Genomic DNA, 25,337 nt, shown 5'->3' on the forward strand with positions numbered 1-25,337 from the left:
ACGTCAAGCTACGCTGGGCGTAGCCCTCTCCCCCAAACGCTTTTGGGGGAGAGGGTTGGGTGAGGGGGCGACGCCCAGGTCTCCGTTGCGGATTCCGCGCCGGCGAGAAGCCAAAGCTCGCATCGTGTAGCGCAATACAACTGCTCGCTGCGGTCGTCGCAGCCTAGCACCGTGCTCAGGCCGTCAAGGACTGCGCAAGTTCGATAAAACCGAATCCTTGACGGCCTTCCGCTCGGTGCTCTGAAAGGTCGCCCACAGCGACCAATCGCTCAAGGGCAGAGCGCGAACGGCGTGCTCCACCACGCCGTTCGCTGACCACAACCCACTACAACGGAGTGGATCATGATCAACCGCAATCCTACCTCACGCAAACCTTCCACAAAGCAAATCCGCATCGGTACGGCACACTATTCCCAAGGCATCTACCATGCCGCGCGTCCTGTCCCCTACATCCGCCTCCGCGGCGACTGGCTCGCCAAAGCCGGCTTCGCCCCGAACGATCTCGTTCTCATCCGCGTCGCCCGCGGCCGCCTCGTCATCACCCGCGCTTAGCGCTATCGTCGCGGAAGCCTCGCTCGTCGAGGCTTCCGCCTGCGGCTTCGTCGCGAACTCGCGCCCGCGAACGCGGTCCTACCGCCCACCCGACACGGAACGACCGGCATGCCGCGCATCATCCCGAAACTCCTGCGCCACGTCGTCCGCGTCATCGCGGTGACGCTCGCGATCTTCGCCGCCCTCGTGATCTACGTCGTCCAGCCCGTCGGCACCGTGCAGGCATCGCCGCTCCCGCCCGCCGACGCGCAACGCCTCGAAGCGCACGTGCGCATGCTGTCCGAAGCCCTCGCACCGCGCGACGCGGGCCGCCCCGAACGGCTCGACGCGGTCGCGGCCTACATCCGCAAGGAATTCGAGCGCAGCGGCGCGCGCGTCTCCGAGCAGCCCTTCGCGGTCGAAGGCGCGACGTATCGCAACGTCGTCGCGAGCTTCGGTCCGGCCGACGGCGACGTCATCGTCGTCGGCGCGCACTACGATGCTTGCGAGGCATTGCCCGGCGCCGACGACAACGCGAGCGGCGTCGCCGGCCTCATCGAACTCGCGCAGGCGCTCGGCAAGGCCAAGCCCGCCACGCGCGTCGACCTCGTCGCCTACACGCTCGAAGAACCGCCGTACTTCCGCACCGAACACATGGGCAGCGCCGTGCACGCGGCGAGTCTCGCGCAGGCGAAGACGCCGGTACGCCTGATGATCGCGCTCGAAATGATCGGCTACTTCACCGATGCGCCCGACAGCCAGCGTTTTCCCGTGCCGGCAATGAGCGCGGTGTATCCGTCGACGGGCAACTTCGTCGCCGTGGTCGGCGGCGTCGGCGCCGGCAGGCTCGTCGCGCGGGTCAAGCGCGCGATGCTCGGCGCGAGCGACCTGCCGGTGTATTCGATGAACGCGCCGAGCGCGCTCGTCGGCGTCGACTGGTCGGACCACCGCAGCTACTGGGCGCACGGCTACGACGCGGTGATGGTCACCGACACCGCGTTCTTCCGGAATACGGCCTATCACACGGCCGGCGATACGGCCGATCGGCTCGACTACGCCCGCATGGGGAAGGTGGTCGCCGGCGTGTACGCGACGGTAATGGATTTTTCCGCAAAGTAGCGAACGGGAAACTTCAGGATGGCGTCGCCGCTGCGACGCCGTCGATCGCGCCGATCGCCCGCCTCGCCGCCTCGCGTATCTCCGGATCTTCGTCGCGCGCCAGCGGATCGATCGCAGTGCGCGTCGTCGCCGCCTGCGCGCCGAGCGCTTCGATCGCGCGCAACGCCGCGATGCGCGGCGCGGGCGACTCCTGCACGTCCGTCGCGATGTGCTGCCACGTCGCCGCCATGCCGGCCGCCGCCGCGCCCATGCGGCGGATCACGTCCTGCGCCGCGCTCCAGCGTTCTTCGCGTGCTTCGTGCTCGACCATGTAGTCGAACACCGCGCGCAGCATCGGGCTGCCGATGCCGGCCAGCGCGCAGGCCGCATAGCGGCGCGCGGGTTCCGCCGCGTCGAGCCGTTCGAACAGCGCGCGTCGCGCGCTTTGTCCGAAACGCGGCAACTGCGCCTGCGCCAGTTCGCACAGCCGCTCGCCGTCGCCGGCGAGGCGCTGCGCGTTCGCGTCGAACCAGGCGATGCACGTATCGAGCGACGCGCACTCGGGCGCGTCGGCGGCGTCGGCCGGCGCGAGCGTCGCGACGGCGAGGAGGGCGGCGGCGAGGAGAGTCATCGCGCGATGTTGCCGCGCGCGCATCGCCGCGGCAATCGGCCTTACGGCACGGTGCCGCGCCGCACCGCGCCCGGCGAAACGCCGACGCAGCGCTTGAACGCGCGGCTGAATGCCGCTTCCGACTGGTAGCCCAGCCGCGCCGCGACGTCGGCCAGCGCCGCGCCGCTTTCTTTGAGCGTCGTCGCCGCGAGCTGCATGCGCCAGCGCGCGACGTACTGCATCGCCGGCACGCCGACGAGTTCGGCGAATCGCGCGGCGAACGCCGAGCGCGACATCGCCACCTGCGATGCCAGCGACGCGAGCGTCCACGCGTGCGCCGGATCGCGGTGGATCAGCGTGAGCGCGCGGCCGATCTGCCGGTCCTTCAGTGCGCCGAGCCAGCCGGTGCGCGCGGCCGGATCGCGTTCGATCCATGCGCGGATCGCCTGGATCACGAGAATGTCGGACAGCCGCGTGATGATCGTCTCGCCGCCGGGCCGCAGCTCGCGCGCTTCGGCGGCCATGAGGCGCAGCGTGTGGCCGATCCAGTCGTCGTGCAGCGTGTGCGCCGCTTCGATCACGATCGCCTTCGGCAGCAGCGCGACGAGTTGCCGCGCCGCCGGATGATCGAAGCGCACCGCGCCGCACACCATGTGCGTCGGCGCGCCGCCTCCGCCGTGGCGCAGGATGTCGTAGCGCTCGCTGACGGCTTCGCGCGGCAGGTCGAACAGCGCGTCGGCCGCGCCGTCGGGTTCGCTCGCGAGCGTGTGGCCGAGGCCGTGCGGCACGAGCGCGAGATCTCCCGGTCGCAGCAGCACGCGTTCGTGGCCGTCGACATCGAGCCATGCGCGGCCCGCGTTGACGACGTGAAACATCAGGCAGTCCGCGAGCGGCGGCAGCGCGAGGCCCCACGGTGCCGAGAACTCCGAGCGCGTATAGAAAGTGCCCGACAGTCGCAGGAAGTGCAGCGCTTCGCCGAGCGGGTCGACCGGCGTCCAGTTCGCGGTGGCGTTCATGGCGGCGAGTCTGCGCGGGGCATCGCCGATCGTCCAGGCGATTGGACGATCGGGCATGAGGCGGCGACGCAGAAGCATGCGCGAACCGGCGCTCGACGACGGCCGGGGCGTGCGACATGCTTGGTCGACGGTGGACGCAGGAGCGCTCGCGTGGGACTGGATTTGATGCACTACAAAACGGTGATGACGCCGGAGGAGTACCAGCCATGGTCGACGCCGGACGGGCTTTTCCAGCAGTACGGGATCGAAGATTTTCCGGCGGAAGCGTTTTCGGAGTATGGATTCGAGCGGCACTTGCAGAGCCTGGCGGTCCCGCAGAACATACATTTTGCCAATTTCTACGAAAACGACGAGGCTCGGGCATACGATCGCAAACGTCATTCACGGATGTCGGATTCCGAGCGAGACAGCTACTGGCTGGGCACGCCCGAAACAAACGACGACGCGCTTCGTGAGCTCGAGAATCGGCTGGGCCTGGATCGTTCCTGGTCGACGCTTTCGGAGACCATGGTCAAGCATGCCGATCTGGATCGTCGACTGGAGCGAGGACAGTCGCTTGCATCGATGCCTCTGTCGTTGATGCAAAGCGGAGCGCGCCGGTATCGCAGGACGGTGCTCAGATATCACGGCATGGTCGTCGAGCGCGGCATCTTTGCGGTCGAGGTCGGCTATCAGCGCAAGGGGATGACCCACGCGTTCTACGAATACTTCGACGGAAAGGGGCGAGCCATCTTCGTGTGCGAAGAAGAGTTCAAGAGTCTTGAGGGATTCCTCTGCGAGGAGATGCGGGACGAACTGCTGCCGAACTTGCGCGCGAACTTCATCGACAACTATGAGCGTGGCCGCAGCTTCTTGTACGTCTCGTCTTGATGCCGCTCAGCGCCCGGCCGCGTAGACCCGCTCGTCGAAGAACGGCAACGCCGTGAATTTACGCATAGGCGGCGATGCACGCCGCGACGTACAACGCCAGCGACAGCAGAATCCCGTTCCGCGGAATGCTGAACCAGTAACGCACCGCGACGATCGCGAAGCCCGCCAGAAACGCGAAGCCGACCGCGAGTACGAACGGCATCGCGCGCAGTACGTCGAAGCGAAAGATCGCGAGATAGCCGTAGACGAGGCCGTACAGCGTCGCGCCGTAGCTGTGGCTCGCGTTGAAACCGATCCAGGCGTTCCACATCGACGTCTCGCGCGAGATCACCGGCGACACTTCGCGCAGGCGCGCTTCGAGCGCGGCGTCGCGCGGCGAGAACTTGTTCGACGCGAACGTGTAGACGAGGTGGATAGTGCCGAGCACGAGGAAGATCGCGGCACTGGCCGCCAGCAACGATTGCGCGAGCATGGGCGTTCCTTCAGTCGGGAAGCAGCCGCCACTCGCGGCGCTCGAAGTCGTAGTCGTATAGATCGAACAGCATCAGCGTCGCGCGATAGTACAGCGCCGGGTTGCCCTCGTCGGCGCGATACCACAGGCGCCACCGTTGCGCGATCGCCTCGTCGTCGAAGCCGACGTCGGCCAGTTTCGCCGGCCACTGCCCGTGCTGCGCGCGATGCGATTCGACGGCGGTAGCCAGAGCGTCGGCCTGCGCCCGAACGGCGTGTGCGCGATAACTGTGCAACATCACGGGCACGGCCACCGCAAGCGCCCAGATCGCGAGCAACCAGACGCGCACGCGGCGCTCGTGCGCTCGCCGTACGAGCAACACGAACGTGACGAGCGCCCAGATCGCGACGAACGGCACGACGAGCACCATCAGCAGCGCGAGCATCGGATGCGATGCGAGGAGGCCGAACAGCACGGCGCTGCCGATCGCGAACGGGTGAAGCGCAAGCCCGATCGGCAAGCTGGTCGACTGCGCGGCGGTTGCCATGGCGTCAGCCTTCCCCGGTGTCGTCGCGCGCGAGCCGCCGGCAATGCGCGATCGTCGCCTCGTCGACCGGGAAGCAGCATTCGATGTGCAGCTCGTCGATCGTCACGTCGCGCGCGGTGCCGAACTTCGTGATCGTCGAGAAAAAGTGGAATTCGTCGTCGTCGCGGCGCAGCACCGTCGTGATCAGCGGGCGCGGCGCGTGGTCGAGTTCGCGGCGGCGCCAGCGCGCCGGCACGCCGGGGTAGGCGAGCGCTTCGTCGAGCAGCGCGCGCGCTTTCTCGTCGGTCGGCGACGCCGCCACTTCGCCGTGCAGGTGGCGGATCAGATCGCCTGCCACTTCTTCCCAGTTAGCCACCGCGGCGCGCAGATCGTCCGGGTCGAAAATCTGCCGGATCATGTTCGTATGCGGGCTTTGCCGGCCGCGCATGACGTACGCGTTGACGCGCTGCGCGGCGCGGTTGGCCATCAGCACGTCCCAGTGGCGATTGAGCAGGAAAGCGGGATACGGCTCCTGCTGCGCGAGGATGAATTCGATCGCGCGGCGCACCTGCGCGAGCTCCGGCGTCGCCAGCGCCGACTCGGGATATTTCGGCGCGTAACCGGCTGCGACGAGCAGCGCGTTGCGCTCGCGCAGCGGCATGTCGAGCGTGTCGGCCAGGCGCATCACCATCTCGCGGCTCGGCTGCGACTTGCCGGTCTCGACGCAGCTCATGTGCCGCGCCGAGACGCCGGCTTCGAGCGCGAGATCGAGCTGGCTCATGCGCCGGGCGGCGCGCCATTCGCGCAGTAGCGCGCCCACGGGCGTGGCCGGTGCGGACGATGACGACGAGTTGATGCGTTCCACGCGACGAACCGGCTGCTGCGATGGCCCGACATGTTACGGCGCGGCCCACACGGAAACCATGACCTGCGACGTCATGCGGCGATGACCTCGCACGACATTGAGCGCATGCCCTGCGATGCCAATGATGTGCGCCATCCAATCACTCGATGGAGCACGACATGCAACGCAGACACTTCCTCCAGATCGCGGCCGGCGCCTTCGCAGCGGGCGCATTCGGCGCACCGGCATTCGGCGCGGCGAGCGGCGACGCGCCGTTCACTGTGGCGTCGTTCACGGCGGCGCGGCGCTATGCGAAGACGCGCTTCGGCCGCATTGCCTACGTCGATCGCGGTCGCGGCGACGTGGTGCTGTTCCTGCACGGCTTTCCGCTCAACAGCTACCAGTGGCGCGGTGCGATCGACCGCCTGCAGGGCGAGCGACGCTGCATCGCGGCCGACTTCATGGGCCTTGGCTATACCGAAGTCGCGCCGGGGCAGAGCGTCGCGCCCGACGCGCAGGTCGAAATGCTCGTCGCGCTGCTCGATCATCTGTCGGTCGGGAAGGTCGATCTCGTGGCCAACGACAGCGGCGGCGCGGTGGCGCAGCTCTTCGTCGCGCGGGATCCCGAACGCGTGCGCACCCTGCTGCTGACGACGTGCGACGCCGAGTTCGACAGTCCGCCGCCGCTCGTGATTCCGGTGATCGAAGCGGCGCGCAAGGGTACGTTCGCGACCGACACGTTCGTGCCGCAGATCAACGACAAGCACTACGCGCGCACCGACAAGAACGGCATCGGTCCGTTCTGCTTCACGTATCCCGACAAGCTCGCCGACGAGACGATCGACTACTACTTCAAGCCGCTCGTGGCGACGCCGGAGCGCACGAAGCTGACCAACGCCTACGCGATCGGACTCGACCCGAACCCGCTCGCCGGCATCGAGGCGAAACTGAAAAAGTGCACATTGCCGGTGCGCATCGTGTGGGGCACCGGCGATCCGATCTTCAAGCAGGAGAGCGCCGACTACCTCGCGAACACGTTTCCGAACGCGCGCGGCGTGCGGCGCATCGAAGGCGCGAAACTGTTCTTCCCGGAAGAATTTCCGGAGGTGATCGTGGAGGAGCTGCGGGCGTTGTGGCGGGCGTAGCTGTACCAGGCACCGGTCGCCGAGGGCGGCCGGTGCCCCGACGCGATCATTTGTCGGCCGACGGATTCGGCACGAGTTCGATCCTGAGCCGGTACGTCTGGCCCGCGTTGACCGCGAGATCGCGGCGTTCGTAGGGGTTGTAGCCGTCGTTGACGACGCTGACCGTAAAGAGTCCGGGCTGCAGATTCGCGAAACGGTAGCCGCCGTCGTTGCCGCTGTGCGCGATCTCTTCGCTCTCAAGGCTCGTGCCGGTGAGGACGATGATGATGTCCGCAACCGGCTTCTTCGTCGTCTTGTCGAGCACGGTGCCTGCGATCGTGCCCGTCGTCTGCGCGGCGCAGATCGGCGGAGCGGCGAGGGCGACGGCGAACAGCGCGGCGGACAGCAGCTTCGTGAACGGCATGGCGGAACTCCGTTGCGGGGGCGTGGAAGGCCGGCGCCCGCGCGAGCGGACGCGGCTCTTCCACAATGCGCAATTGTGTTGCCTCGCCTATCGTCCGGCTTGGGTCATCGAAACACCGGCCGGAAGAAACTGCGCTCGTAGCTGAGGAAACAGCGCGTCTCCTGCGCGTAGCGCACGGCGGCCTGACAGTCGGCATCGCCGAACGAGCGCGAGCGATAGTCCTCGTACGCGGCGAGGCTCGGAAAACTGAACATCGCCAACGCCACGTCGCTGGCGCCTTCGGACGGCAGAAAATACCCGTGATGCGTACCGCCGAACTTCTCGACGAGCGGTATCCACAGTTTGCCGTAGTGCTCGAATTCGGAGAGCTTGTACGGATCGACGATGTAGCGGATGTAGCAGGTGATCATGGCGGCTCCTGTCGAAAGGCGCCCATTCTTACCGATCGTCCGCGTCGCGGCGCAGCCGGATCATGGCCCAGAAGCCGTCGAACGTCGGCGCCACCTGCTGCCAGCGGTTCGGCGGCCTGGGTCTTTCTCCCTCGCCCCAGACGAGGCGGATAACCGACGGTTCGCTCGCGTCATGGCGATAGTCGAGCGCGATCGGCGCATCGGAGCCGAGCCCGAAGTCGGCAATGATGAGCGTGCGGTCGGGATCGATGTCCTGGACGGCCCATTGTTCGGGCGTCATTCCGCCGGGCGGGCGCAGGTGCGATGCGATCGTCGCGAAACTTTTCGGATGGCACAGATCGAGCGTGGATTCGTTCGGCGCGAACGCCTTGACGCAGCCGGGATCCACGCGCGCCGGCCACATGCCGATGTCGATCAGCCGTTGCAGTTGTTCCGGCAGCACGAATCCGGCGATCCGCGGCGATGTCGCATTCTCGGACGATGTCATCGATGCCTCCTCTCCGACCGTGCTGGATGTCGCGCAGTATCACGTTGCGGGCGGCAGCGCGCAGCGTTTTGCGCAGTGCGGAGCCCGTCGGTCCCCGATCGGTTCGCAGCGGTGAGAGGTCGGGAGCCCGAACGACAGTAGTCGAAGCACGTCTGGTTGGGTGTCGATATTCATGGCGACGAAAATGCCGGAAGAAATTCGCGCCGAGATTTGCAAGATCGCGTACGACGAAAGCAAGAAAGGCCTCGATCTTCAGGATGCGACTTTGGCTTCCGTTCGGCAAAGCGCGGTGGCAATCGGCACGTTGTGCGGGCTTGTTGCGACTTTTCTCGGGCGCGAAGTCTTGACGATGTTGAGCAAGCCGCAAGCCGGCGCAGATTGCTTGACTCAAGTGTCCGCGGCGGTTGCGTTGACTGCGCTGTTCGTCTCGCTGCTGGTAGTGGCAGACCTGTTGCGCCCCAAGGCCGGTTGGAAGCTGCATTCGTCGGCGCGGATCATTCTCGGCCAGTTCGCGGATCGATCGAATCCGGTCGACCTCGATGTGGTCTACGAGGAGTTGGCGAAGTTCAAAGAAGGTCACTTCGAAAGCAACAGACGGTCCCTGACACGTCAGTACCCCAAGATTTATGCGCTGATTTTCCTGCTCTTTGTGCAAGTCGTCGCGTGGATATTCGCATTGCTTCCATAACGGTAAGGAGGATGTCATGAGCCAGTCGTCCGACGATCGCAAGCCCTCGGATCCGAAGCCCCAGTCGGGCAATCAAGGCAAGACACCGGACAAGCCCGCGGTGCCAACGCCCGTGTTCAAGGATCCCGGCGTCGAGATATTGCGCAACAGCGACCCGGATCTTGGAACCAGCAAACGTTTCTAGCCGGTTCCCGACTTGTGTGCCAGCCCGCGCGGGCGTTGCCGGCCATGTGACTTGACTGCGCCACGCGACATGGCCTGGCGAAAACCGAGGTATGGCTTGCGGCGCCCTCGCGCGTCACGCCGGCAGCGCGTTCGCGTCGTACTGCCGCTCGGCGGTATCGGCGTGATCACGTCGATCAGCACGCACTGGCGCAACTGCTGTCGGCCGCGTTCGATCGCGCGGCGCTGGCGATCGAAGCCGGCGTCAATGCGCGGCAGGTGCGCGAGGCGATGGTGTGGTTGTTGCGGCGGGTGTTGCCGGGGAATGTGGGCAAGACGGCGGCGAAGAAATCGCGGCGGTGGTTGATACCTATTAAAAAATTAACTTTTCAAAGTAAAGCGTTTCGATACTTTCCTGGCCTCGCCGGACCATCGAACGTCGCCCCCTCATCCCAGCCTTCTCCCCCAACGCGGTTGGGGGAGAAGGAGCCGAGGATTCCGGCGTTGCGCCGCTTTGGCCCTCTCCTCCAAGCTTGCTTGGGGGAGAGGGTGGGGTGAGGGGGCGACGTCGACGCGCTCGTCGAGGATCGGTTTTCGCCGATGCGGGTGTGCCTGCATCCGCAATATCCGTACCGCAAAACCCGCTAGCCGCGCTCATCCCAGCCTTCTCCCCCAACGCGGTTGGGGGAGAAGGAACCGAGGATTCCGGCGCTGCGCCGCTTTGGCCCTCTCCCCCAAGCTCGCTTGGGGGAGAGGGTGGGGTGAGGGGGCGACGCCGACGATCTCGTCGAGGCACGGTTTTCGCCGATGCGGGTGCGCCCGCACCCGCAACATCCGTACCGCAAAACCCGCTACCCCCGCTTCTTGAGCATATCCGCCAACCCCGCAAACGGATTCGACGTCGCCGGCTTCACCTCGTCGTCGAGCCCCATCGAATTGCCGGCTTCGAGCTGCCGCTGGTGCTCGTTGTCGTGGCAGTACAGGCAGAGCAGTTCCCAGTTGGAACCGTCGGCCGGATTGTCGCCGTGGTTGTGGTTGCGATGGTGCACCGTCAGCTGGCTCAGGTTGCTGCGGTCGAATTCGCGACCGCACCGGCCGCATACCCACGGATACAGCTTGAGCGCCTGCTCGCGGTAGCCGCTCTGGCGCGCTTCGCTGTCGCGGCGCGCCTGCGCGACGATCGCGTCGAGTTTTTTCGTGTCGGGTGTCTTCGCTGCCATCGCCTTTCGTTCCTGCGCCGTGGGTCGTGCGGCGCCGCGGCGCTCGCCCGCGCAAGCTATCAACCGTCGCGGCATCGGTAAAGCGCCGGCATCGCGTACGGTTTTCGCGTCGTCCGGCGTTGTCTACGGCGACTGCTTTTCGGAGATCCGTGATGAATCCGCTCGCACGCAACGCGCTGGCAGCGATGTTCGGCATCGCCGCGACCTCCGCCGCGGTCGCCGCCGAAGGGTATCCCGATATCGCGTTCGGCACGAACGGCGCGCGCATCGTCGATTTCCAGCAGGCGTTCGTCGACGACAACCTGTACGAAACCGCGGTGATGCCCGACGGACGCATCGTCGCCGCCGGCATCGCGGGCGTCACGCCGTTCGACGTGACGCCGAGCCAGAACCGGCTCGCCGTCGCGCGCCTCCTGGCCGACGGCACGCCCGATCCGGGCTTCGGCGACGGCTTCGGCCGGCTCGTCGTGCCCGGCACCGTGCAGCACGACGGCGGCAGCTTCCATCCGTACGCGCTCGCGCTGCAGACCGACGGCAAGATCGTCGTCGCCGGCACGTATCTCGGGCCCGATTCGAACGCGAACGACTTCCTCGTCGTACGCGTGCGCGCCGACGGCAGCGGACTCGACCCCACGTTCGCGACGAACGGCGTGCGCGTGATTCCGTTCGATCTCGGCGGCGGGAACATCGACGTCGCGACGCGTGTCGCCGTGCAGCCCGACGGCCGGATCGTCGTGCTCGGCAGCGTGCGCACCGGCGCCGTCGCGTCCGACATGGCGCTCGTACGGCTCATGCCCGACGGCGCGTTCGACGTGTCGTTCGACGGCGACGGCAGGCGCCTCGTCACGTTCGGTCTGACGGGCTCCGACGGCAGCAGCTACGACAACGCCGGCGCACTCGCGCTGCAGCCCGACGGCAAGATTATCGTCGCCGGCGAGGCGAGCAGCGCGAACGGCTACGACACGGTCGTCGCGCGCCTGATGCCGAACGGCGCGCTCGACGCGACGTTCGGCAATTATCTGACCGGCCGCACGCGGCTGACTTACCTCGCCGGCCGCATGAGCGGTGCGCGCGACGTCGCGATCAGCGAGCTGGCGCTCGATCCGAACCACACGAGCCGCCGCATCGTCGTCGCGGGCCATTCGCAAACGAGTACCGTCGACGCCTTCGCGCTCGCGGTGCTCAAGGACGACGGCACGCTCGATGCGGGTTTCTCCGGCGACGGCAAGCTCTTGATACCGTTCGACGGACCGTCGGAATCGGCGTCGATCGCGACCTCGGTCGCGATCCAGGCCGGCTGGCGGCGCGTCGGCTCGCTGCTCGTGCAGTACCGGCAGATCGTCGCGGGCGGCTACGTCGCCAGCGCTTCCGGCGGGTCGCATTTCGAGATCGCGCTCGCGCGCGCGAACTTCGACGGTTCGCTCGATGCAGCATTCGGCAATGGTGGAAAAAGCCGCTTCACGTCGAATCACTTCTCGCTGTTCGGACCGCCGGCGAGCTGCTTCGGCCAGAGCATCGCGAAGCAGGGCGCTCAACTCATTGTCGGCGCGAGCTGCCGCTCGCGGCCCGGCAACGTCTGGGGACCGCAGAAGTTCGCGTGGATGCGCGCCGTGCTCGACGAGTAGCGAGGCTCGCGACTACCGCCCCGGCGCCTTCTGGCCGCGCTCGGTCGCGTCGGGTATCTCGATCGGCGTGAAGCCGGCTTCCATGGCCGGCGCGAACAGCGATTCGTGCGAGGGCGAATCGACGACGACGCGCACGCGCGCGACCGTAACGCGCTCGTCGTTGAAGTACCACGCGAGGTACGACTGCGCGTCGCCGAGCATCGGCGACAGCAGAAAGCCGCCGCGCGCGACATGGCGCGGCAACCGATACGAGGCCGTCACGCCGTTCGCCGACTGCGTTTCGAGCATCAGCATCGGTTCGCTCAGCAGCCACGCGCGCAGTTTTCCGGCGAACGTCAGGTCGTAGCGCACGTGCATCAGCGTCGCGCCGCCTTCGGGCACGTCGAGCCAGTCGCCGCGCGCGAGCGGCGTGCACGGGCACGCCGGCGCCGGCACGGGCGCCGGATTCGCCGTCGGCACCCGGCGCATCAGCAGGAGGTTCTTCTCGACCGCCGCCGGCTGGTACGCGCGCAGGATCGCCAGCAGCGCGAGGCCGTCGTCGCCGGTCGGCACGTGCTTGTCGATCGCGCACGAATCGATCAGCACGAACGGCGGCGCCTGCGGCCCTAGCAGGTACGCCTCGTTCATGCGCCGCAGCGATTCGGTGTACGCCGCGTAGCTCTGCATCACCGGCCGCGGCGCGTAGGTGAACCCGTTGAGCAGCACCGACGCCTGGCCGCAGCCGAAGAGGTCCACGCGCGCGTCGCCGACGATGCCGCGTATCGTCGGCAGGCCGAACTGGCGCTGCAGCATCGTGCGGTGGCGATCGAACTTCTCGCGCGTCGTCGACGGCAGCGACGTGGTCAGGCGTGCGCGCGAGATCTCGATGATGTCCGGCTGTTCGCGCACCCACTGCACCGTTGCGGCGACCGACGCCGCGACGCACAGCGTCGCGCAGGCGACGAGCGCGGTCGCGCGCCGGCGCGTGCGCAGCGCGAGCAGCGCGAACACGACGCAGCACGCCAGCGAAAAGAAGAAGTACATGTGCCACACGTCGGCGCGCGTGAAGCTCGCGCGCCACGCGATCCACAGGCACAGCGCCAGATGCGCGCCGACGACGAGCGCGCGGCTGCCGTGTTCGCGCCACGAAGCGAGGAGCGCTGCGGCGATCGCGGCGAACGTGGCGACGAGCGCCGTGACGCCGAGCGCGAGCGCCGCGGCCGGCGCTTCCAGACCCATCGCCGCGCCGTAGCCCGAGGCGCTTGCCAGGCTCGTGCGCAGGTACGCCGGCAGGTCGCCGATGCGTTGCCCGCCCGCGAACGTCCACAACACGAGCAGGGCGGCGAGCCAGACGAGCAGCCAGGTCGCGGCTGCGGCGTAACGGCGTTGACGCGCGAACAGCCACGCGCCGACGCCGGCGAGCGCGACCGCGGGCGGAAACGCCGAGAACTTGATCAGGCCCGCGGCGCAGACGACGAGCGCCACGATCGCGAGCGCGACCCAGACGCGGCGGTCGTCCTGCGAGCGCGCGATGAAACGGTCGAGCGCGACGGCGGCGACGATGGCGGCGCCGAGCAGCAGCGTATCGGCCGACAACACGGCGCCGGCGAGCACGACGATCGCGAACGCGACGCGCGCGAAAGCCCCGAGGCAGTGGAAGCAGTAGCCGAAGACGAACGCATAGCCGAGCGTGAGCGCCACCTGGCCCGCGAGAAACGTGCCGAACAACTCCGGGGTATACGGCGCGTTCGGCTGCAGGAAACCGAGCGGCCCGTAGGTGAACACGAGATCGACGCCCCAGCGCAGGCCCTTGAGCCATGCCCAGCCGACGACGGCGCCCCACGATTCGTCGACGGTCGGCGACGCGGTGGCCCAGCCGTAGCGGAACGCCACCCAAGAGAACGCGATGACGAAGAGGGCCGTGGCGATCCACGCGTAGCGGGACGAAGTGCGTTCGGTTTTCGTGGTCGTTTCGGTCACGTCGGCGTCGGCGTTCAAGATTGTCCGTAGGCTACCCGAAGCGGCGCTTTCGGAAAGCTGCCGGCCTCACGATTCGCTCTGCCGTCGACGCGGACGACGCCGTGCTCCCCAAGCAATGCGCGACGGGACGGCGTATCGGCGCCACGGTTCGGCGTATGCGCCGAACCGCAAGGCACGCTCGCGGCAATACTCGCGCGATGAACAGGACGATCCGGATTCTGGCGCTGACGTTCGCGCTCGCCGCAGGCACGGCGCTCGCCGTCGACGCGCAGACGCACAAAGAAACAGTGCAACAACTGCGCATCTACCAGATCTACGACGATACGAAGCCGGCGTTCCACGACCGCTTTCGCGACCACGCGATGCGCATCATGGCGCGCTACGGCTTTCGCATCGTCGCGACGTGGGAAACGCAAAACGACGGCCGCATCGAGTTCGCGTATCTGCTCGACTGGCCCGACGAGGCGACCATGAAAGCCGCGTGGGACGGTTTCATGGCCGACGAGGAATGGAAGGACATCAAGCGCCGCACGCGCGGCGACAAGCCGCTCGTGCAGGTGCTGTCCGATCGCACGCTGCGACCGACCGCGTACTCGCCGCGGCGGATCGCCGAACCGTCGCGCTGAACGCGCGGAACGCGATTCGAAAACCTCGGGAAACCTCACGCACCGGAAGTCGTGTCGGCGGACAGCCCCCCGGCGTCACGCGCCCGGGTCGTTGTGTGCGCCGCGAATCCGTCTTGTGCAGTTGCGTCGTGACGATGAGAGGAAGCGGTCGGACAGAGCAGCAGGTAACCGAGCAGAAGCATTGCGCGGGGCTTTGTCACGGACGGGGGCGGCAGTCATGACTGATGAGCGCAGCGATATCGAGACGTAGGCGCGCGTGCTGTCGGGCAGGAATGCGACGGAGAACGGCTGCGCGCAGACTGAAAATGTCGCGACGACCGTGCGCGCCCATGGCGAAGCAGCCGCGCGGCGTGCGCAGCGATGGCATCGGTGTTCCCCCGGCGACCGTGACGGTCTTGCCGATGCTTACGTTTTTCGATCGCGCCGGTTGTCAGTTCCAGTCGATGCGCGCGTACAGCGCGACGAGCTTGCCCGCGCGCGCCGGATTGATCGCCTGCGCATGCGCCAGATGGCCGCGTAGCCACGCGCGGAAATCGGCGCGTCCGTCGCGATTCTGCGACGCGGGACCGTGCCGCACGCAGTTCGCGAGGATCGCCTTCAGCCGGTCGTAGTCGCGCCGCGCGAGATTCGCATGGCGGTTGACCACGACGCCGGTCACCGTCTGTGCATGCTGCGCGCCCATCACGAGCGTCTTGCGCGGATTGATCGTGAAGCCGCACTCGGCCGCGACGACGGCGGCCGTGCGCGCGCAGCGCGACGCGGCGGCGCGCGACCAGCGCGGATGCGAGAACGTCAGGTCGTCGGCATAGCGCGAATACGTCGCGCCGAACGTCGTCGCGAGCGCGGCGAGCCGCACGTCGAGCGCATAGGCGACGAGATTGGCGAGCGCGGGCGACGTCGGCGCGCCTTGCGGCAAATGCGGCATACGCAACAACTGGCGTTGTTCCCACGACGGTGCGCCGTGCGGCGCGGCTGCGATCACTGGCGTCGGCACGCGATTGGTGCACAACGCGGCGAGCAGGGCCGCGACGCGCGCGTCGTAGCCGAGCAGCGCGAACACGCCGCGCACGCGCGGGCGCGTGATGCGGCAGAAGAACTGCGACAGGTCGAGCCGCACCACCCACGCGGCGCCGGTGTGCAGGCGCGCGTGTCCGATCGCGCCGCGTCCGCGCACGAAGCCCTGCGCGGCGGCGTGCACGGGAACGTGCCGCAGCAGCGCCTGGTGGATGAGTCGCTGCGCGTCGCGCAGGCGGGGCTTCGGCATTTCGATCAGCCGGTCCGGGCCGTAGTCGCGTGCGAGCCAGCGATAGCGGTAGTGGCGCTGCGGCCCTTCGGCGCGCCGCGCTTCCTGCGACCATTCGTCGGCGAGCCAGACGAGTTCGCCGGCGTCGAGTTCGAGCCGGTCGGCGAGTTCGGCGTCGGTCGTGATGACGGGCAGGCCGGGTACGTCGAGGCTCGGCGGTCCGACATCGGCAACGGCGGTGCGCGGCACCGGAATCTCGCCGCGCGCGATGCCGTCGCGCACGAGCGCGTCGCGATGCAGGCGATCGGTCAGCGTGTCGACGTCGAGCGCGGCGGCCTGCGCGGCGTCGTAGCGGTCGACGAGTGCGCGCGCCAGATCGGCCAGCCAGTGCGGCGCGGGCCGAAAACTCGCGACGAAGCGGCGCGCGAGCGCGACGGCGTTCCAGGGCCCGGCGAGCGCGGCGATGGCGAGGTGGCGGGCGACGACGCGCGGGTTCGGACTACGCATTGAACGAGCCTTGCGAATTCGGGGCGACCGCACCGCTTCCACCTGCTGGCGATGCGTCGACCGCCGTGCGCGCAGCGCACATGCGTCGATGCCGTGCAATGCCGAAGAAGCGTGCTACCGCGGGGTAACCCCGCAGCGTTCGATGCGCCTGCGCGTAGCGAACGAAGACTGGAAGCGGGCGGTCGCGGCGCGAGTACATCACCGGGTCGGTGACGCGTGCAAGCGCGGATGACTTGTGGCACCTCGAAGTGATGCTTTCCGGCATCTGCCGCGCGACGCGCCGGCAGCGCACGATGCGTACCGTCGATCGAGGAGACCTGCGATGTCGATTCCCGTGATGAAGATACTGGCCGGCACACCGCCGTGGGTGTTCGCGCTGTTCGCGTATCTCGCTTACCGCGGCGCGCGACGGCTGCGCACCGGCGTCGCGCCGGTCGCGAAAGTGTTCGTGATGCCGGCGCTGTTCGTGGCCTGGGGAGTGATCGGCCTGTTCGGCCACGATCCCGGACAGACGCTGCTGTCGTGGCTCGCGGGCGCCGCCGCCGGCGGCGTGCTCGGCGTCGCGCTGCCGGTGCCGCTCGAGGTCGATGCGCGGCGCAAGCTCGTATTGCAGGCCGGCAGCGCGATTCCGCTCGCGCGCATCCTCGCGATCTTCGGCGCGCACTACGCGCTGAACGTCGCCGCGGCGATGCATCCGGCGGCGCGCGCGGCGTATCTCGCATGGGACGTCGTCGTGTCGGGCGTCAGCGCCGGCTACTTCTCCGGCTGGGCGCTGCGCTTTCTGCGCGCGTATCGCGCGGCGCCGCGCATCGACCTCGGCGAGTGGGTCGACGCGGACGCCGATCGTACGGCCGGCGGCGCTACTTGACGACGCCGAGCTGTTTCATCAGCGACAGCTCGTCGGTCACGCGCCAGTGTGCGCATGCCGGGCACGATCGGCTTGAGTCCGCCGGGGCCGGGCGGCGGATTCGGCGTGTAGTTGACGTCGTCGGGCGCCAGCAGTTCGTCGAGCGAGTCCACTTTTCCGCGATTCCACACTTCTTCGAAGTAGCGGCGGCCGAGTTCGCGGTTACGTCCAGCGTTCGTACTGTTTTTCGACGCTTCCGCGGCAACGGCGGACAGCGCGAGCGCGGCGGCGGCGATGGCGAACGCGGCGCGGCATGAATGTGCGGGAGACATCGGCTATTCCTGCGAGGCGAGGCATGGCCCGGTGCGTATCGGGAAAGGGCCGGCGCGCGCTGCCTTTCGGTGAAAACCGGTAGCTCCGTCGAAATCGGCACGGATGGTTCCCTCGCGGCGAAGCCTTGTCATACGCGCGACGGAGCGCCGATCCGGCCGCCGTATTGCCCGTCGCGCGACGATGCGCCAGCGACGCCGAAAGCCGTCGCATGCAACTGCCCTGCAACACGTTTGTCCTAGCGTGCCGCCCTGCGGAACTGTCCGCCACGGTGCCGACGGCGCAGCAAGCCGGACGCAATCGCGCCACACGCGTCACGAAAGGAACGTCCTCGATGTCTGCCTCCCCTGAATTTCACCTTGCGACGCGCAGCCGCGTCGGCCATGCCGTTCGCGCGATCGCTCTGCCGTGCAAACACGCGCTCGCCCGCGCCTGCGCCAGCCTGTTGCTCGCGTCGGTCGCGTTCGCCGCATCGGCCGCCGACAGCACGCAACCCGATATCGCCGACGCGCAGACGCAGCGCGATTCGTCGGGCACCGCGACCACGGCGCTCGAAGCCGTCACGGTGACCGCCGAGCGGCGCGAGGAGAATCTGCAGGAAGTACCGGTATCGGTCGGCGTCGTGCAGGGCGACGCCATGCGCGACTACACCGCCGGCGGCGACGATACGCTGCTCGCGCTGTCCGGCCGCGTGCCGTCGCTGTACGCGGAAACGACCACCGGGCGCATCTTCCCGCGCTTCTACATTCGCGGCCTCGGCAACATCGACTTCTATCTCGGCGCCTCGCAGCCGGTGTCGATCATCCAGGACGACGTCGTGCTCGAGCACGTCGTACTCAAATCCAATCCGGTGTACGACCTCGACCAGGTGGAAGTGCTGCGCGGTCCGCAAGGTTCGCTGTTCGGGCGCAACACCACGGCCGGCATCGTCAAGTTCGACAGCATCAAGCCGAGTCGCGAATACGCCGGCCGCGCGCAGGCGAGCTACGGCAGCTACGGCACGTTCTCGTTCGACGGCGGCTTCGGCGGGCCGATCAACGACACCGCGTCGTTCCGCGTGTCCACGCTGTACCAGCACCGCGACGACTGGGTCAGCAACGTCTACGCGGGCCCCAGCGCCGACGGCACCGTCGCGCCGAAGAAAGACGCGATGGGCGGCTACGACGACCGCAACGTGCGCGTGCAGCTGCTGCTCGAACCGTCGGACGATTTCTCGCTGCTCGCCTCGGCGCACGCGCGCGACTACGACGGCACTTCAACGCTGTTCCTGCGCAACGCCATCGTGAAAGGCTCGAACAAGGTCGACGTGCCGCGCGACGAGGTGGCCTACGACGAAGCGAACGACAACCCGCAGGCCTACAAGACCTACGGCGGTTCGGTGAAGGCGACGTATCGCTTCGACGGCATGTCGCTCACGTCGATCAGCGCGTACGAAACCACGTCGGGCTACAGCCGCGGCGACACCGACGGCGGCGCCGCCGTGAACTATCCGTTCAACGGCGCGCCGAACGGCTACGGCCAGTCGATGGGGCGCGTGCGCGATCTCGACCAGTACACGCAGGAGTTCCGTCTCGCCAGCGAAAACGACGACGCGCTGCAATGGCAGACCGGCGCGTTCTGGTTCAGCGGTCGCGACACCACCGACTTCTACCAGCGCGCGTGGTTCCTCACGCTGCCGGCGAACAATCCGAACAACTGGGTGCGCCTGCGCAACAGCAACACGTCGTGGGCCGTGTTCGGACAACTGAGCTACCAGGCGACCGACGCGCTGACGCTGACGGCCGGCGTGCGCGAGACCGACGACAGCAAGCGCACGCGCCTCATCAAGACCGCCGATACGGCGGCCGGCGTCGTGACCTACACCGGCCGTCGCGACGTGACGATGTCCGACCGCACGCCGAGCTGGGATTTGAGCGCAATGTATACGGTCAGCCCCGAAGTGGGCCTGTATGCGCGCGTGGCCAGCGGCTTTCGCGGGCCGACCATCCAGGGCCGCTCCGCGGTGTTCAATGCCGATTTCACCACGGCCGACTCCGAAACCATCCTGTCGTGGGAGGCGGGCATCAAGACGAGCCTCGACGACAATCGCCTGCGCCTGAACGTCGCCGGATTCGCCTACACGGTCGACGACATCCAGCTCAACGGCAACGACGCCAACGGCAACGGCGTGCTGTTCAACGCCGACAAGGCGAAGGCCCACGGCCTCGAAGCCGATCTCGACTGGCGCCCGATCCCGAACCTGTCGATCACCGCGGGCCTGAGCCTGCTCAAGAGCGAAATAAAGGACAAGCGCGTCTACGCGCAGGTCTGTGCGCTCAACGGCGTGGTGGTGTGCACGGTCAACGACCCGACGATCCGCATCGGCAACAACACCTTCGCGCAGATCGACGGCAACCCGCTGCCGAACGCGCCGAAGTACAACGTGAGCCTCGCGGCGCGCTACGACATTCCGGTCAGCGACAGCGGCACGTTCTTCGTCGCGACCGACTGGAACAAGCAGGGCCGCACGAGCTTCGTGCTGTACGACTCGGTGGAATTCAACTCGAACGGCAACTTCGAAGGCGGCGTGAAGCTCGGCTATTCCGGCGGCTACGGCGCGTACGAAGTGGCGCTGTTCGGCCGCAACATCACGAACGAGAAGAATCTGAAGGGCGTGATCGAGAACTACATGGCCGCGGTGTACAACGAGCCGCGCATCGTCGGCGTGTCGCTCAACTACAACTGGTAGTCGGACGAATTCGGCAAGCCGGCGTTCGCGCGCCGGCTTGCGCGCGGCGCCGCTATTCGAACCCGTCGGCGAACAGCGTATCGTCGACCACGCATCCGGGATTCGTCTGCGCGAGATCCGCGACGTAGTTCTTCATGCGCGTCGCGACGCGCTCCGGCGCGGTGCCGTAGGCATGTCCGGTGCCGAAGTTCATGCTGATGTTCGCCATGCCGGGCGAGAGAAGATGACAGTAGCTCATGATCGTCCCTGAGCCCTGGCCGGCCGGGCCAGGCAGCGACGTGACGCCCGAGTAGCAGCCGATCTGTCCGTTGTAGCACCGGTCGATCGGATCGGGATTGCCGCCGATGCCGTTGTAGCAATGCGTGTGCGGCGAATTGAAATTGTGGCCGATTTCGTGCGCCGGCGCTTCGACGTCCCAGATCACCTGCGGATTGCCGGGGTCGAACGCGCCGTTCAGTCGGCCGGTGTAGCCGTAGTCGCCGCCGGCGCTCAGCGTGCCGCTGCCGAAGTTGCAGCTGCCGGCGGAAATTTGCACGGAGAACGGCGCCGCGCACAGCGCGCCGATCCACGCACTGCCGCCGCTCGTCTGCCGCGCGCTCAGCATGTGCGCGAAGGTGCGCGACACGCCGGTCATGTTCGCGTTCCAGTACGTGCCGAATCCGTACAGCGCGCAGTTCGACGAGGTTTCGTTCGACCACGGATCGTCGGCGCTCGTCCACAGGCGCACGTAGACGACTTCGAGGCGCGTATCGATTTCCGCGGTGTATTTCGTCGACGCGTAGCCGATCACGTCGCCGACATAGGCGATAGCACGCGGCGCATCGTTGAATTTCTGGAAGAATTCGTAATCCGTTTCGATCGCGACGCGTGCGCGATAGGGACGCGTGACGCCGGCCGGCGTTGCGGCCTGCGCCTGCCCGGCCCGTGCCTTCTCGACGATCCCGCGCGCCTGCGCGAGATCGTCGCTGTCGCAGCGAAAGCCGCCGTCGGTGCGCGGTGTACTCGTATCGATCGGCACGAGGCGCAGTGCGCGCGTCGCGTCGCCGTCGATCGACGCGGCGGCGCCGTCGCGATCGACGATGCCGCGCGCGCGGCCGTCGGGTTCCACCGCGAGAAACACGCTGCCGCCGCCGTCGCCGGCGACGCGGCCGGTGTAGTAGCGCGTGAGCGGACGCGGCAGAGGCTTGACGTTGTCGTGGCCGTCGTCGGCGACGAGCTGCACGTTGCGCGCGAACACCTCGAAGCGGCGCAGCTCGAGCGCGACCGCGGCGTCGCCGGCCCGCACGCCGGTGACGCGCACCTCGGCGTAGCGCTCGGTCTGGCGCAGGAACGTCGCCGCGTCGACGCCGGTCGCGGCGAACGAGCGCGCGGCGGTGAGAAGGAAGAGTACAGCGAGCCCGGCGCGGATGGCGCTCGTCATGATCGGCCTCGGAAAGACGTGACGACCGGCGATGGTACGCAATCCAAAGCGCAAAGAGGGCGACGTCGCCATCACGGCCGCGAACGCCGGCGCCACGGCATCGCGAACGCGGCACCGCCGCGTTCGCGATATCGCGTCGATCAGAAGTGCGCGTGCTCGGCCGATGCCGCCGGCGGCACGCTCGCGGTCTTCGGCGCCTCGGTCACCGCCGGCTTGTCGGCGAACGGCGTGATGCCGAACTTCGGATACACCTCGCTCGGGTAGTAGAACACGCCGTCCTTCACGACCATCGCGATTTTCTTGATGGCTTTCAGATCCTGCGTCGGATCGCCCGGCACGAGGAAGAAGCTCGCGAGCTTGCCCTTCGCGATCGAACCCAGGCGCTGGTCCTCGCCGAGATAGCGCGCGCTGTCGAGCGTCGCGCGCTTCAGGATTTCCGGTGCGGTCATGCCGGCCTTCTGGTAAAGCTCCAACTCGCGGTGATACGTGAACGAGCCGCCCGTGTCGGTGCCGAACACGATGAACACGCCGCGATCGTGCAGCTGCTTGACCACGCCGATCAGCTTGTCGAACGCGTCGCGATACGCCTTGTCGTCGCCGGGCGCGGAAGTGTCGACCCACGCCTTCATCATGTCGCGCCGCGTGCCGATCGGCAGATGGTCGAAGTAGTCCACGGCGCCCGGCGGAATCTTGCCGTCGCGGTTCTGCGTGAGCTGCTCGTGGATGCCGAGCGTCGGGTCGATCGCCTTCTTGCCCTGCGCCATCGCGTCGATCGTGCGCTGCACCTTCGGGCTGGCGAGATCGAGCGCCGGCAGGCGCTTCAGCGCCGTCAGACGGAACAGCGTGCGCGTATCCTCGTCGGGCTTGATCACCCAGCCGAGCACGAACTGGTTGATGTGCGTGAGTTCGTCGTAGCCCGCCTCGATCATCTGGTCGGCCGTGGCGAACGCCGGCACGTGGCCGGCCACGCGCATGCCGAGCTTGTGCGCCTCGGCGACGACGGCCGGAACCCACTTCGGGTCCATGCTGTTGTATACCTTTACCTGCCAGAAGCCCCGCGCGGCGTACCAGCGCACGGCGTCGATCGCTTTTTCCTCGCTGTCGACGACGAAGCCGTTGTTCGCGCTGAACGGGCTGCGGCCCTCGATGAAGCCCGAGCGCACGACGTGCGGCCCCGCGATCTCGCCCGCGTCGATGCGGCGCACGAGCGTGTCGAGCACGGCGTTGTCGTTGCCCATGTCGCGCATCGTCGTCACGCCGGCGAGAAGGTTCAGCAGCGCGCTGTCCTGGCCGACGTGCGCGTGCATCTCGTGCATGCCCGGCACGAGCGTGCCGCCGGCGCCGTCGATCGTCGTTTCGCCCGGCGTGGCAGGGCTGTCAAGCGGTTCGATCGCGGCGATCTCGCGGCCGTTGACGAGCACGGCGACCGGCGCGGTCAGCGTGCCGGTCTGCGCGTCGAATACGCGCACGTTGCGGATGCGCACCGGACCGCCGTACTGGTGCGCCACGTCGCGCTGGATGCCGACGTAGCGCTCGGTCACCCAGTCGGCGGCGAGCTTGCGCAGGCGCACTTCCTCGCCCTCGTAGCCTTCGCGCACGACGATCGCGTTCGGCGACACCGTGGCGAACAGCGTGCCGTCGGCCTCGACGAGCAGCGTTTCGGGCGTGGTGTCGATGCCCGACAGGTCGTAGCGCGTCACCTCGCGCGGACCGCCCTTGCCCTGCACGGTGAGCGTCGCGCCCTTCTCCAGGCGCAGCGTGCCGCCGGGCAGCGCCGGCATCGACAGGTCGGCGCGCTTGAGCAGCGCGCGCAGGTAGATCTGGTTCGACCACGGGCTGCCGCTCTGCGCGACGTAGACCGTCGGATCCTTCGGCGACGCCTTGCCGGGGCCGGTGGAATCCTTCCACGTCGCGCGCGCGCCGGCGCGCGCGAAGGTTTCGTCGACCTTGCTGCCGAACGTGGTGGTGCCGGTGATCTTCCAGTCGACCGGCAGGCCGGCGTCGTCGAACGTGATGGCTTCGGCGATGGTCGGGCCGCGGCCGTTGTTCTTGATGTTGAAGTCGACCTTGGCCTTGCGGCCGTCGATGTCGATCTTGACGTGGCCGACGTTGCGGCCGCCGAAGACGGCGGTGTAGGCGACCTGTTCGGCCGCGAGCGCGGACAGCGGAAGGCACAGGGCGAGGGCGAGCGCGGTAAGGCGGAGCATCGGAAGTTCTCGGCGGGAGTGAGCATCGAAGAGTCGGCGAGGCGGGTGCCGAAGACAAGCGGCGGTGCAGCGTAGCGGCGCGACCGGTCGCGCCTCGGGCGCAGTGAGGCGCGGGTCGCAGCGCAGCCGGACGCAAATTTGCATCATCCCTGCGACGAACGGGAGCCGGCATGCGACGAAACGACAAGCGACTCAGGGTACTCGGCGCGGCGGTACTCGCCTGCGCCGCGTCATCGGCGGGTGCCGCCGTGGAATGGGCAGGCGTAAACCTCGCCGGCGCGGAGTTCAACGGCACCAGTTTCTGGCCGAACGGCGACGAAATCCGCTACTTCCGCAACGCGGGCATGAACGTCGTGCGCGTGCCGTTTCTGTGGGAGCGGCTGCAGCCGGCGCTGTCCGGCGCGCTCGACGCGACGCAGCTCGCGGCGTTGCGGCGCATCGTCGACGACGCGCGCGCCGCGGGCATCTCGGTGATTCTCGATCCGCACAACTACGCGCGCTACAACGGCAACGTCATCGGCAGCGCCGCCGTGCCGCGCGCCGCGTTCACCGATTTCTGGAACCGGCTCGCGACGGCGTTTCGCGACGATGCCAACGTGATGTTCGGCCTGATGAACGAGCCGAACAACATGCCGACCGAGGATTGGCTGTCGGCCGCGAACGCCGGTATCTCGGGCATCCGCAACGCGGGCGCGCAGCAGTGGATACTCGTTCCCGGCAACGCGTGGACCGGCGCGCACAGCTGGCTGCAGAACTGGTACGGCACGCCGAACGGCACGGTCATGAGCGGGGTGGTCGATCCGCTCAACCACTACGCCTACGAGCTGCACCAGTACTTCGACGGCGACTATTCCGGGCAGTCGTCGTGGTGCAACGCGGTCAACGGCGCCGCGCAGCTCGCGGCGGTCACGCAGTGGCTGCGCGAACGCGGCAAGCGCGGCTTTCTCGGCGAGTTCGCGGGCGGCGCGAACGACGACTGCCGCGCGGCCGTGACGAGCGCGCTCGGCCATCTCGCGGGCAATACCGACGTGTGGCTCGGCTGGACGTGGTGGGCGGCCGGGCCGCAGTGGGGCGAGTACATCTTTACGCTCGAACCGACGAACAATTACACGGTCGACCGGCCGCAGATGGCGTGGCTGCGGCCGTTTTTTGCGAGCGATCAGATTTTTGCGGACGGATTTCAGTAGCTTTGCTTCAGTGGAAAATCCATAAAGTAACTAAAGATCGGCGTGTCCTTTGCCGCAGCGAACACCTTGGCGTCGCCCCCCTCACCTGACGTACATGGATGTACTAATGCCGCGGGCGCAGGATGCGCACGAGCGGCCAACCTTCTCCCCCAACGCGCTTGGGGGAGAAGGAGCCGAAGAATCAGGCGTCGCGCCGC

General features: G+C 67.7%; 25 protein-coding genes. 12 read left to right on the top strand and 13 right to left on the bottom strand.

Annotated elements, in window-relative coordinates:
• Positions 1 to 342 precede the first annotated feature (342 nt).
• Positions 343 to 552 carry a type I toxin-antitoxin system SymE family toxin gene (locus OD750_RS08220; RefSeq protein ID WP_263541104.1) on the top strand — a complete coding sequence of 70 codons (210 nt, stop codon included), beginning with the start codon at positions 343 to 345 and terminating at the stop codon, positions 550 to 552.
• 108 nt (positions 553 to 660) lie between these two features.
• Complete coding sequence (locus OD750_RS08225) at positions 661 to 1,650, top strand: M28 family peptidase (protein WP_263541105.1); 990 nt, start codon at positions 661 to 663, stop codon at positions 1,648 to 1,650.
• A gap of 13 nt (positions 1,651 to 1,663) precedes the next feature.
• On the opposite strand, the gene OD750_RS08230 is transcribed toward OD750_RS08225, so the two are convergent.
• Positions 1,664 to 2,260 (bottom strand): hypothetical protein, encoded by a 597-nt coding sequence (locus OD750_RS08230; RefSeq protein ID WP_263541106.1) that lies wholly within the window; start codon positions 2,258 to 2,260, stop codon positions 1,664 to 1,666.
• 41 nt (positions 2,261 to 2,301) lie between these two features.
• Complete coding sequence (locus OD750_RS08235; RefSeq protein WP_263541107.1) at positions 2,302 to 3,255, bottom strand: AraC family transcriptional regulator; 954 nt, start codon at positions 3,253 to 3,255, stop codon at positions 2,302 to 2,304.
• A 150-nt stretch (positions 3,256 to 3,405) separates the two neighbouring features.
• Here OD750_RS08235 and OD750_RS08240 point away from each other — a divergent pair, with 150 nt between their 5' ends.
• Positions 3,406 to 4,125 carry a hypothetical protein gene (locus OD750_RS08240; RefSeq protein WP_263541108.1) on the top strand — a complete coding sequence of 240 codons (720 nt, stop codon included), beginning with the start codon at positions 3,406 to 3,408 and terminating at the stop codon, positions 4,123 to 4,125.
• Positions 4,126 to 4,183: 58 nt separating this feature from the next.
• On the opposite strand, the gene OD750_RS08245 is transcribed toward OD750_RS08240, so the two are convergent.
• The 3 genes from OD750_RS08245 to OD750_RS08255 are packed head-to-tail and all read right to left on the bottom strand — an operon-like array spanning position 4,184 to position 5,967.
• On the bottom strand, positions 4,184 to 4,597 hold the full coding sequence (locus OD750_RS08245) for an LIC_13387 family protein (RefSeq protein ID WP_263541109.1): 414 nt from the start codon (positions 4,595 to 4,597) through the stop codon (positions 4,184 to 4,186).
• A gap of 10 nt (positions 4,598 to 4,607) precedes the next feature.
• Positions 4,608 to 5,123, bottom strand: coding sequence for a hypothetical protein (locus OD750_RS08250; RefSeq protein WP_263541110.1), 516 nt, complete (start codon positions 5,121 to 5,123; stop codon positions 4,608 to 4,610).
• A 4-nt stretch (positions 5,124 to 5,127) separates the two neighbouring features.
• Entirely contained in the window at positions 5,128 to 5,967 is an 840-nt protein-coding gene (locus tag OD750_RS08255; RefSeq protein ID WP_263541111.1) for a helix-turn-helix domain-containing protein, read from the bottom strand.
• A gap of 158 nt (positions 5,968 to 6,125) precedes the next feature.
• Between OD750_RS08255 and OD750_RS08260 the strand changes: the two genes are divergently transcribed.
• Positions 6,126 to 7,091 carry an alpha/beta fold hydrolase gene (locus tag OD750_RS08260; RefSeq protein WP_263541112.1) on the top strand — a complete coding sequence of 322 codons (966 nt, stop codon included), beginning with the start codon at positions 6,126 to 6,128 and terminating at the stop codon, positions 7,089 to 7,091.
• Positions 7,092 to 7,137: 46 nt separating this feature from the next.
• Here the strand turns inward: OD750_RS08260 and OD750_RS08265 are convergent, their stop codons facing one another.
• The 3 genes from OD750_RS08265 to OD750_RS08275 all read right to left on the bottom strand — a co-directional run bounded on the left by OD750_RS08265 (position 7,138) and on the right by OD750_RS08275 (position 8,391).
• A complete protein-coding gene (locus OD750_RS08265) occupies positions 7,138 to 7,494 on the bottom strand; it encodes a carboxypeptidase-like regulatory domain-containing protein (protein WP_263541113.1) in 357 nt (118 codons plus the stop codon).
• A 104-nt stretch (positions 7,495 to 7,598) separates the two neighbouring features.
• Positions 7,599 to 7,904 carry an NIPSNAP family protein gene (locus OD750_RS08270; protein WP_263541114.1) on the bottom strand — a complete coding sequence of 102 codons (306 nt, stop codon included), beginning with the start codon at positions 7,902 to 7,904 and terminating at the stop codon, positions 7,599 to 7,601.
• A gap of 28 nt (positions 7,905 to 7,932) precedes the next feature.
• Positions 7,933 to 8,391, bottom strand: a complete 459-nt coding sequence (locus OD750_RS08275; protein ID WP_263541115.1) for a hypothetical protein — start codon at positions 8,389 to 8,391, stop codon at positions 7,933 to 7,935.
• Between the two features lie 172 nt (positions 8,392 to 8,563).
• Here OD750_RS08275 and OD750_RS08280 point away from each other — a divergent pair, with 172 nt between their 5' ends.
• A complete protein-coding gene (locus tag OD750_RS08280; protein ID WP_263541116.1) occupies positions 8,564 to 9,079 on the top strand; it encodes a hypothetical protein in 516 nt (171 codons plus the stop codon).
• A gap of 16 nt (positions 9,080 to 9,095) precedes the next feature.
• A complete protein-coding gene (locus OD750_RS08285) occupies positions 9,096 to 9,263 on the top strand; it encodes a hypothetical protein (protein ID WP_263541117.1) in 168 nt (55 codons plus the stop codon).
• A gap of 829 nt (positions 9,264 to 10,092) precedes the next feature.
• Here OD750_RS08285 and OD750_RS08290 read toward each other — a convergent pair.
• A complete protein-coding gene (locus tag OD750_RS08290; RefSeq protein WP_263541118.1) occupies positions 10,093 to 10,461 on the bottom strand; it encodes a YajD family HNH nuclease in 369 nt (122 codons plus the stop codon).
• Between the two features lie 152 nt (positions 10,462 to 10,613).
• Here OD750_RS08290 and OD750_RS08295 point away from each other — a divergent pair, with 152 nt between their 5' ends.
• Positions 10,614 to 12,086, top strand: a complete 1,473-nt coding sequence (locus tag OD750_RS08295) for a hypothetical protein (protein WP_263541119.1) — start codon at positions 10,614 to 10,616, stop codon at positions 12,084 to 12,086.
• Positions 12,087 to 12,098: 12 nt separating this feature from the next.
• Here OD750_RS08295 and OD750_RS08300 read toward each other — a convergent pair whose 3' ends face one another.
• Positions 12,099 to 14,063, bottom strand: a complete 1,965-nt coding sequence (locus OD750_RS08300; RefSeq protein WP_263541120.1) for a hypothetical protein — start codon at positions 14,061 to 14,063, stop codon at positions 12,099 to 12,101.
• 179 nt (positions 14,064 to 14,242) lie between these two features.
• Between OD750_RS08300 and OD750_RS08305 the strand changes: the two genes are divergently transcribed.
• Positions 14,243 to 14,671 carry an NIPSNAP family protein gene (locus OD750_RS08305; protein ID WP_263541121.1) on the top strand — a complete coding sequence of 143 codons (429 nt, stop codon included), beginning with the start codon at positions 14,243 to 14,245 and terminating at the stop codon, positions 14,669 to 14,671.
• Between the two features lie 430 nt (positions 14,672 to 15,101).
• Here the strand turns inward: OD750_RS08305 and OD750_RS08310 are convergent, their stop codons facing one another.
• The gene (locus OD750_RS08310) at positions 15,102 to 16,421 is read right to left on the bottom strand and encodes a reverse transcriptase family protein (protein ID WP_263541122.1); all 1,320 of its coding nucleotides are present in this window, start codon (positions 16,419 to 16,421) and stop codon (positions 15,102 to 15,104) included.
• Positions 16,422 to 16,743: 322 nt separating this feature from the next.
• Between OD750_RS08310 and OD750_RS08315 the strand changes: the two genes are divergently transcribed.
• The 3 genes from OD750_RS08315 (at position 16,744) to OD750_RS08325 (ending at position 20,326) form a co-directional block, all read left to right on the top strand.
• Entirely contained in the window at positions 16,744 to 17,289 is a 546-nt protein-coding gene (locus tag OD750_RS08315) for a DUF6622 family protein (RefSeq protein WP_263541123.1), read from the top strand.
• Complete coding sequence (locus OD750_RS08320) at positions 17,286 to 17,585, top strand: hypothetical protein (protein WP_263541124.1); 300 nt, start codon at positions 17,286 to 17,288, stop codon at positions 17,583 to 17,585. Before OD750_RS08315 ends, OD750_RS08320 begins: the two co-directional genes overlap by 4 nt.
• 410 nt (positions 17,586 to 17,995) lie before the next feature.
• On the top strand, positions 17,996 to 20,326 hold the full coding sequence (locus OD750_RS08325; protein ID WP_263541155.1) for a TonB-dependent receptor: 2,331 nt from the start codon (positions 17,996 to 17,998) through the stop codon (positions 20,324 to 20,326).
• A gap of 52 nt (positions 20,327 to 20,378) precedes the next feature.
• Here the strand turns inward: OD750_RS08325 and OD750_RS08330 are convergent, their stop codons facing one another.
• Positions 20,379 to 21,746, bottom strand: a complete 1,368-nt coding sequence (locus tag OD750_RS08330) for a zinc-dependent metalloprotease (protein ID WP_263541125.1) — start codon at positions 21,744 to 21,746, stop codon at positions 20,379 to 20,381.
• A gap of 140 nt (positions 21,747 to 21,886) precedes the next feature.
• The gene (locus OD750_RS08335) at positions 21,887 to 23,953 is read right to left on the bottom strand and encodes an amidohydrolase family protein (RefSeq protein WP_263541126.1); all 2,067 of its coding nucleotides are present in this window, start codon (positions 23,951 to 23,953) and stop codon (positions 21,887 to 21,889) included.
• A 170-nt stretch (positions 23,954 to 24,123) separates the two neighbouring features.
• Between OD750_RS08335 and OD750_RS08340 the strand changes: the two genes are divergently transcribed.
• The gene (locus OD750_RS08340) at positions 24,124 to 25,140 is read left to right on the top strand and encodes a glycoside hydrolase family 5 protein (RefSeq protein ID WP_263541127.1); all 1,017 of its coding nucleotides are present in this window, start codon (positions 24,124 to 24,126) and stop codon (positions 25,138 to 25,140) included.
• Positions 25,141 to 25,337: the final 197 nt, after the last annotated feature.

The sequence above is a fragment of the Tahibacter soli genome (genome assembly GCF_025717065.2).
GTDB classification, from domain to species: Bacteria; Pseudomonadota; Gammaproteobacteria; order Xanthomonadales; family Rhodanobacteraceae; genus Tahibacter; species Tahibacter soli.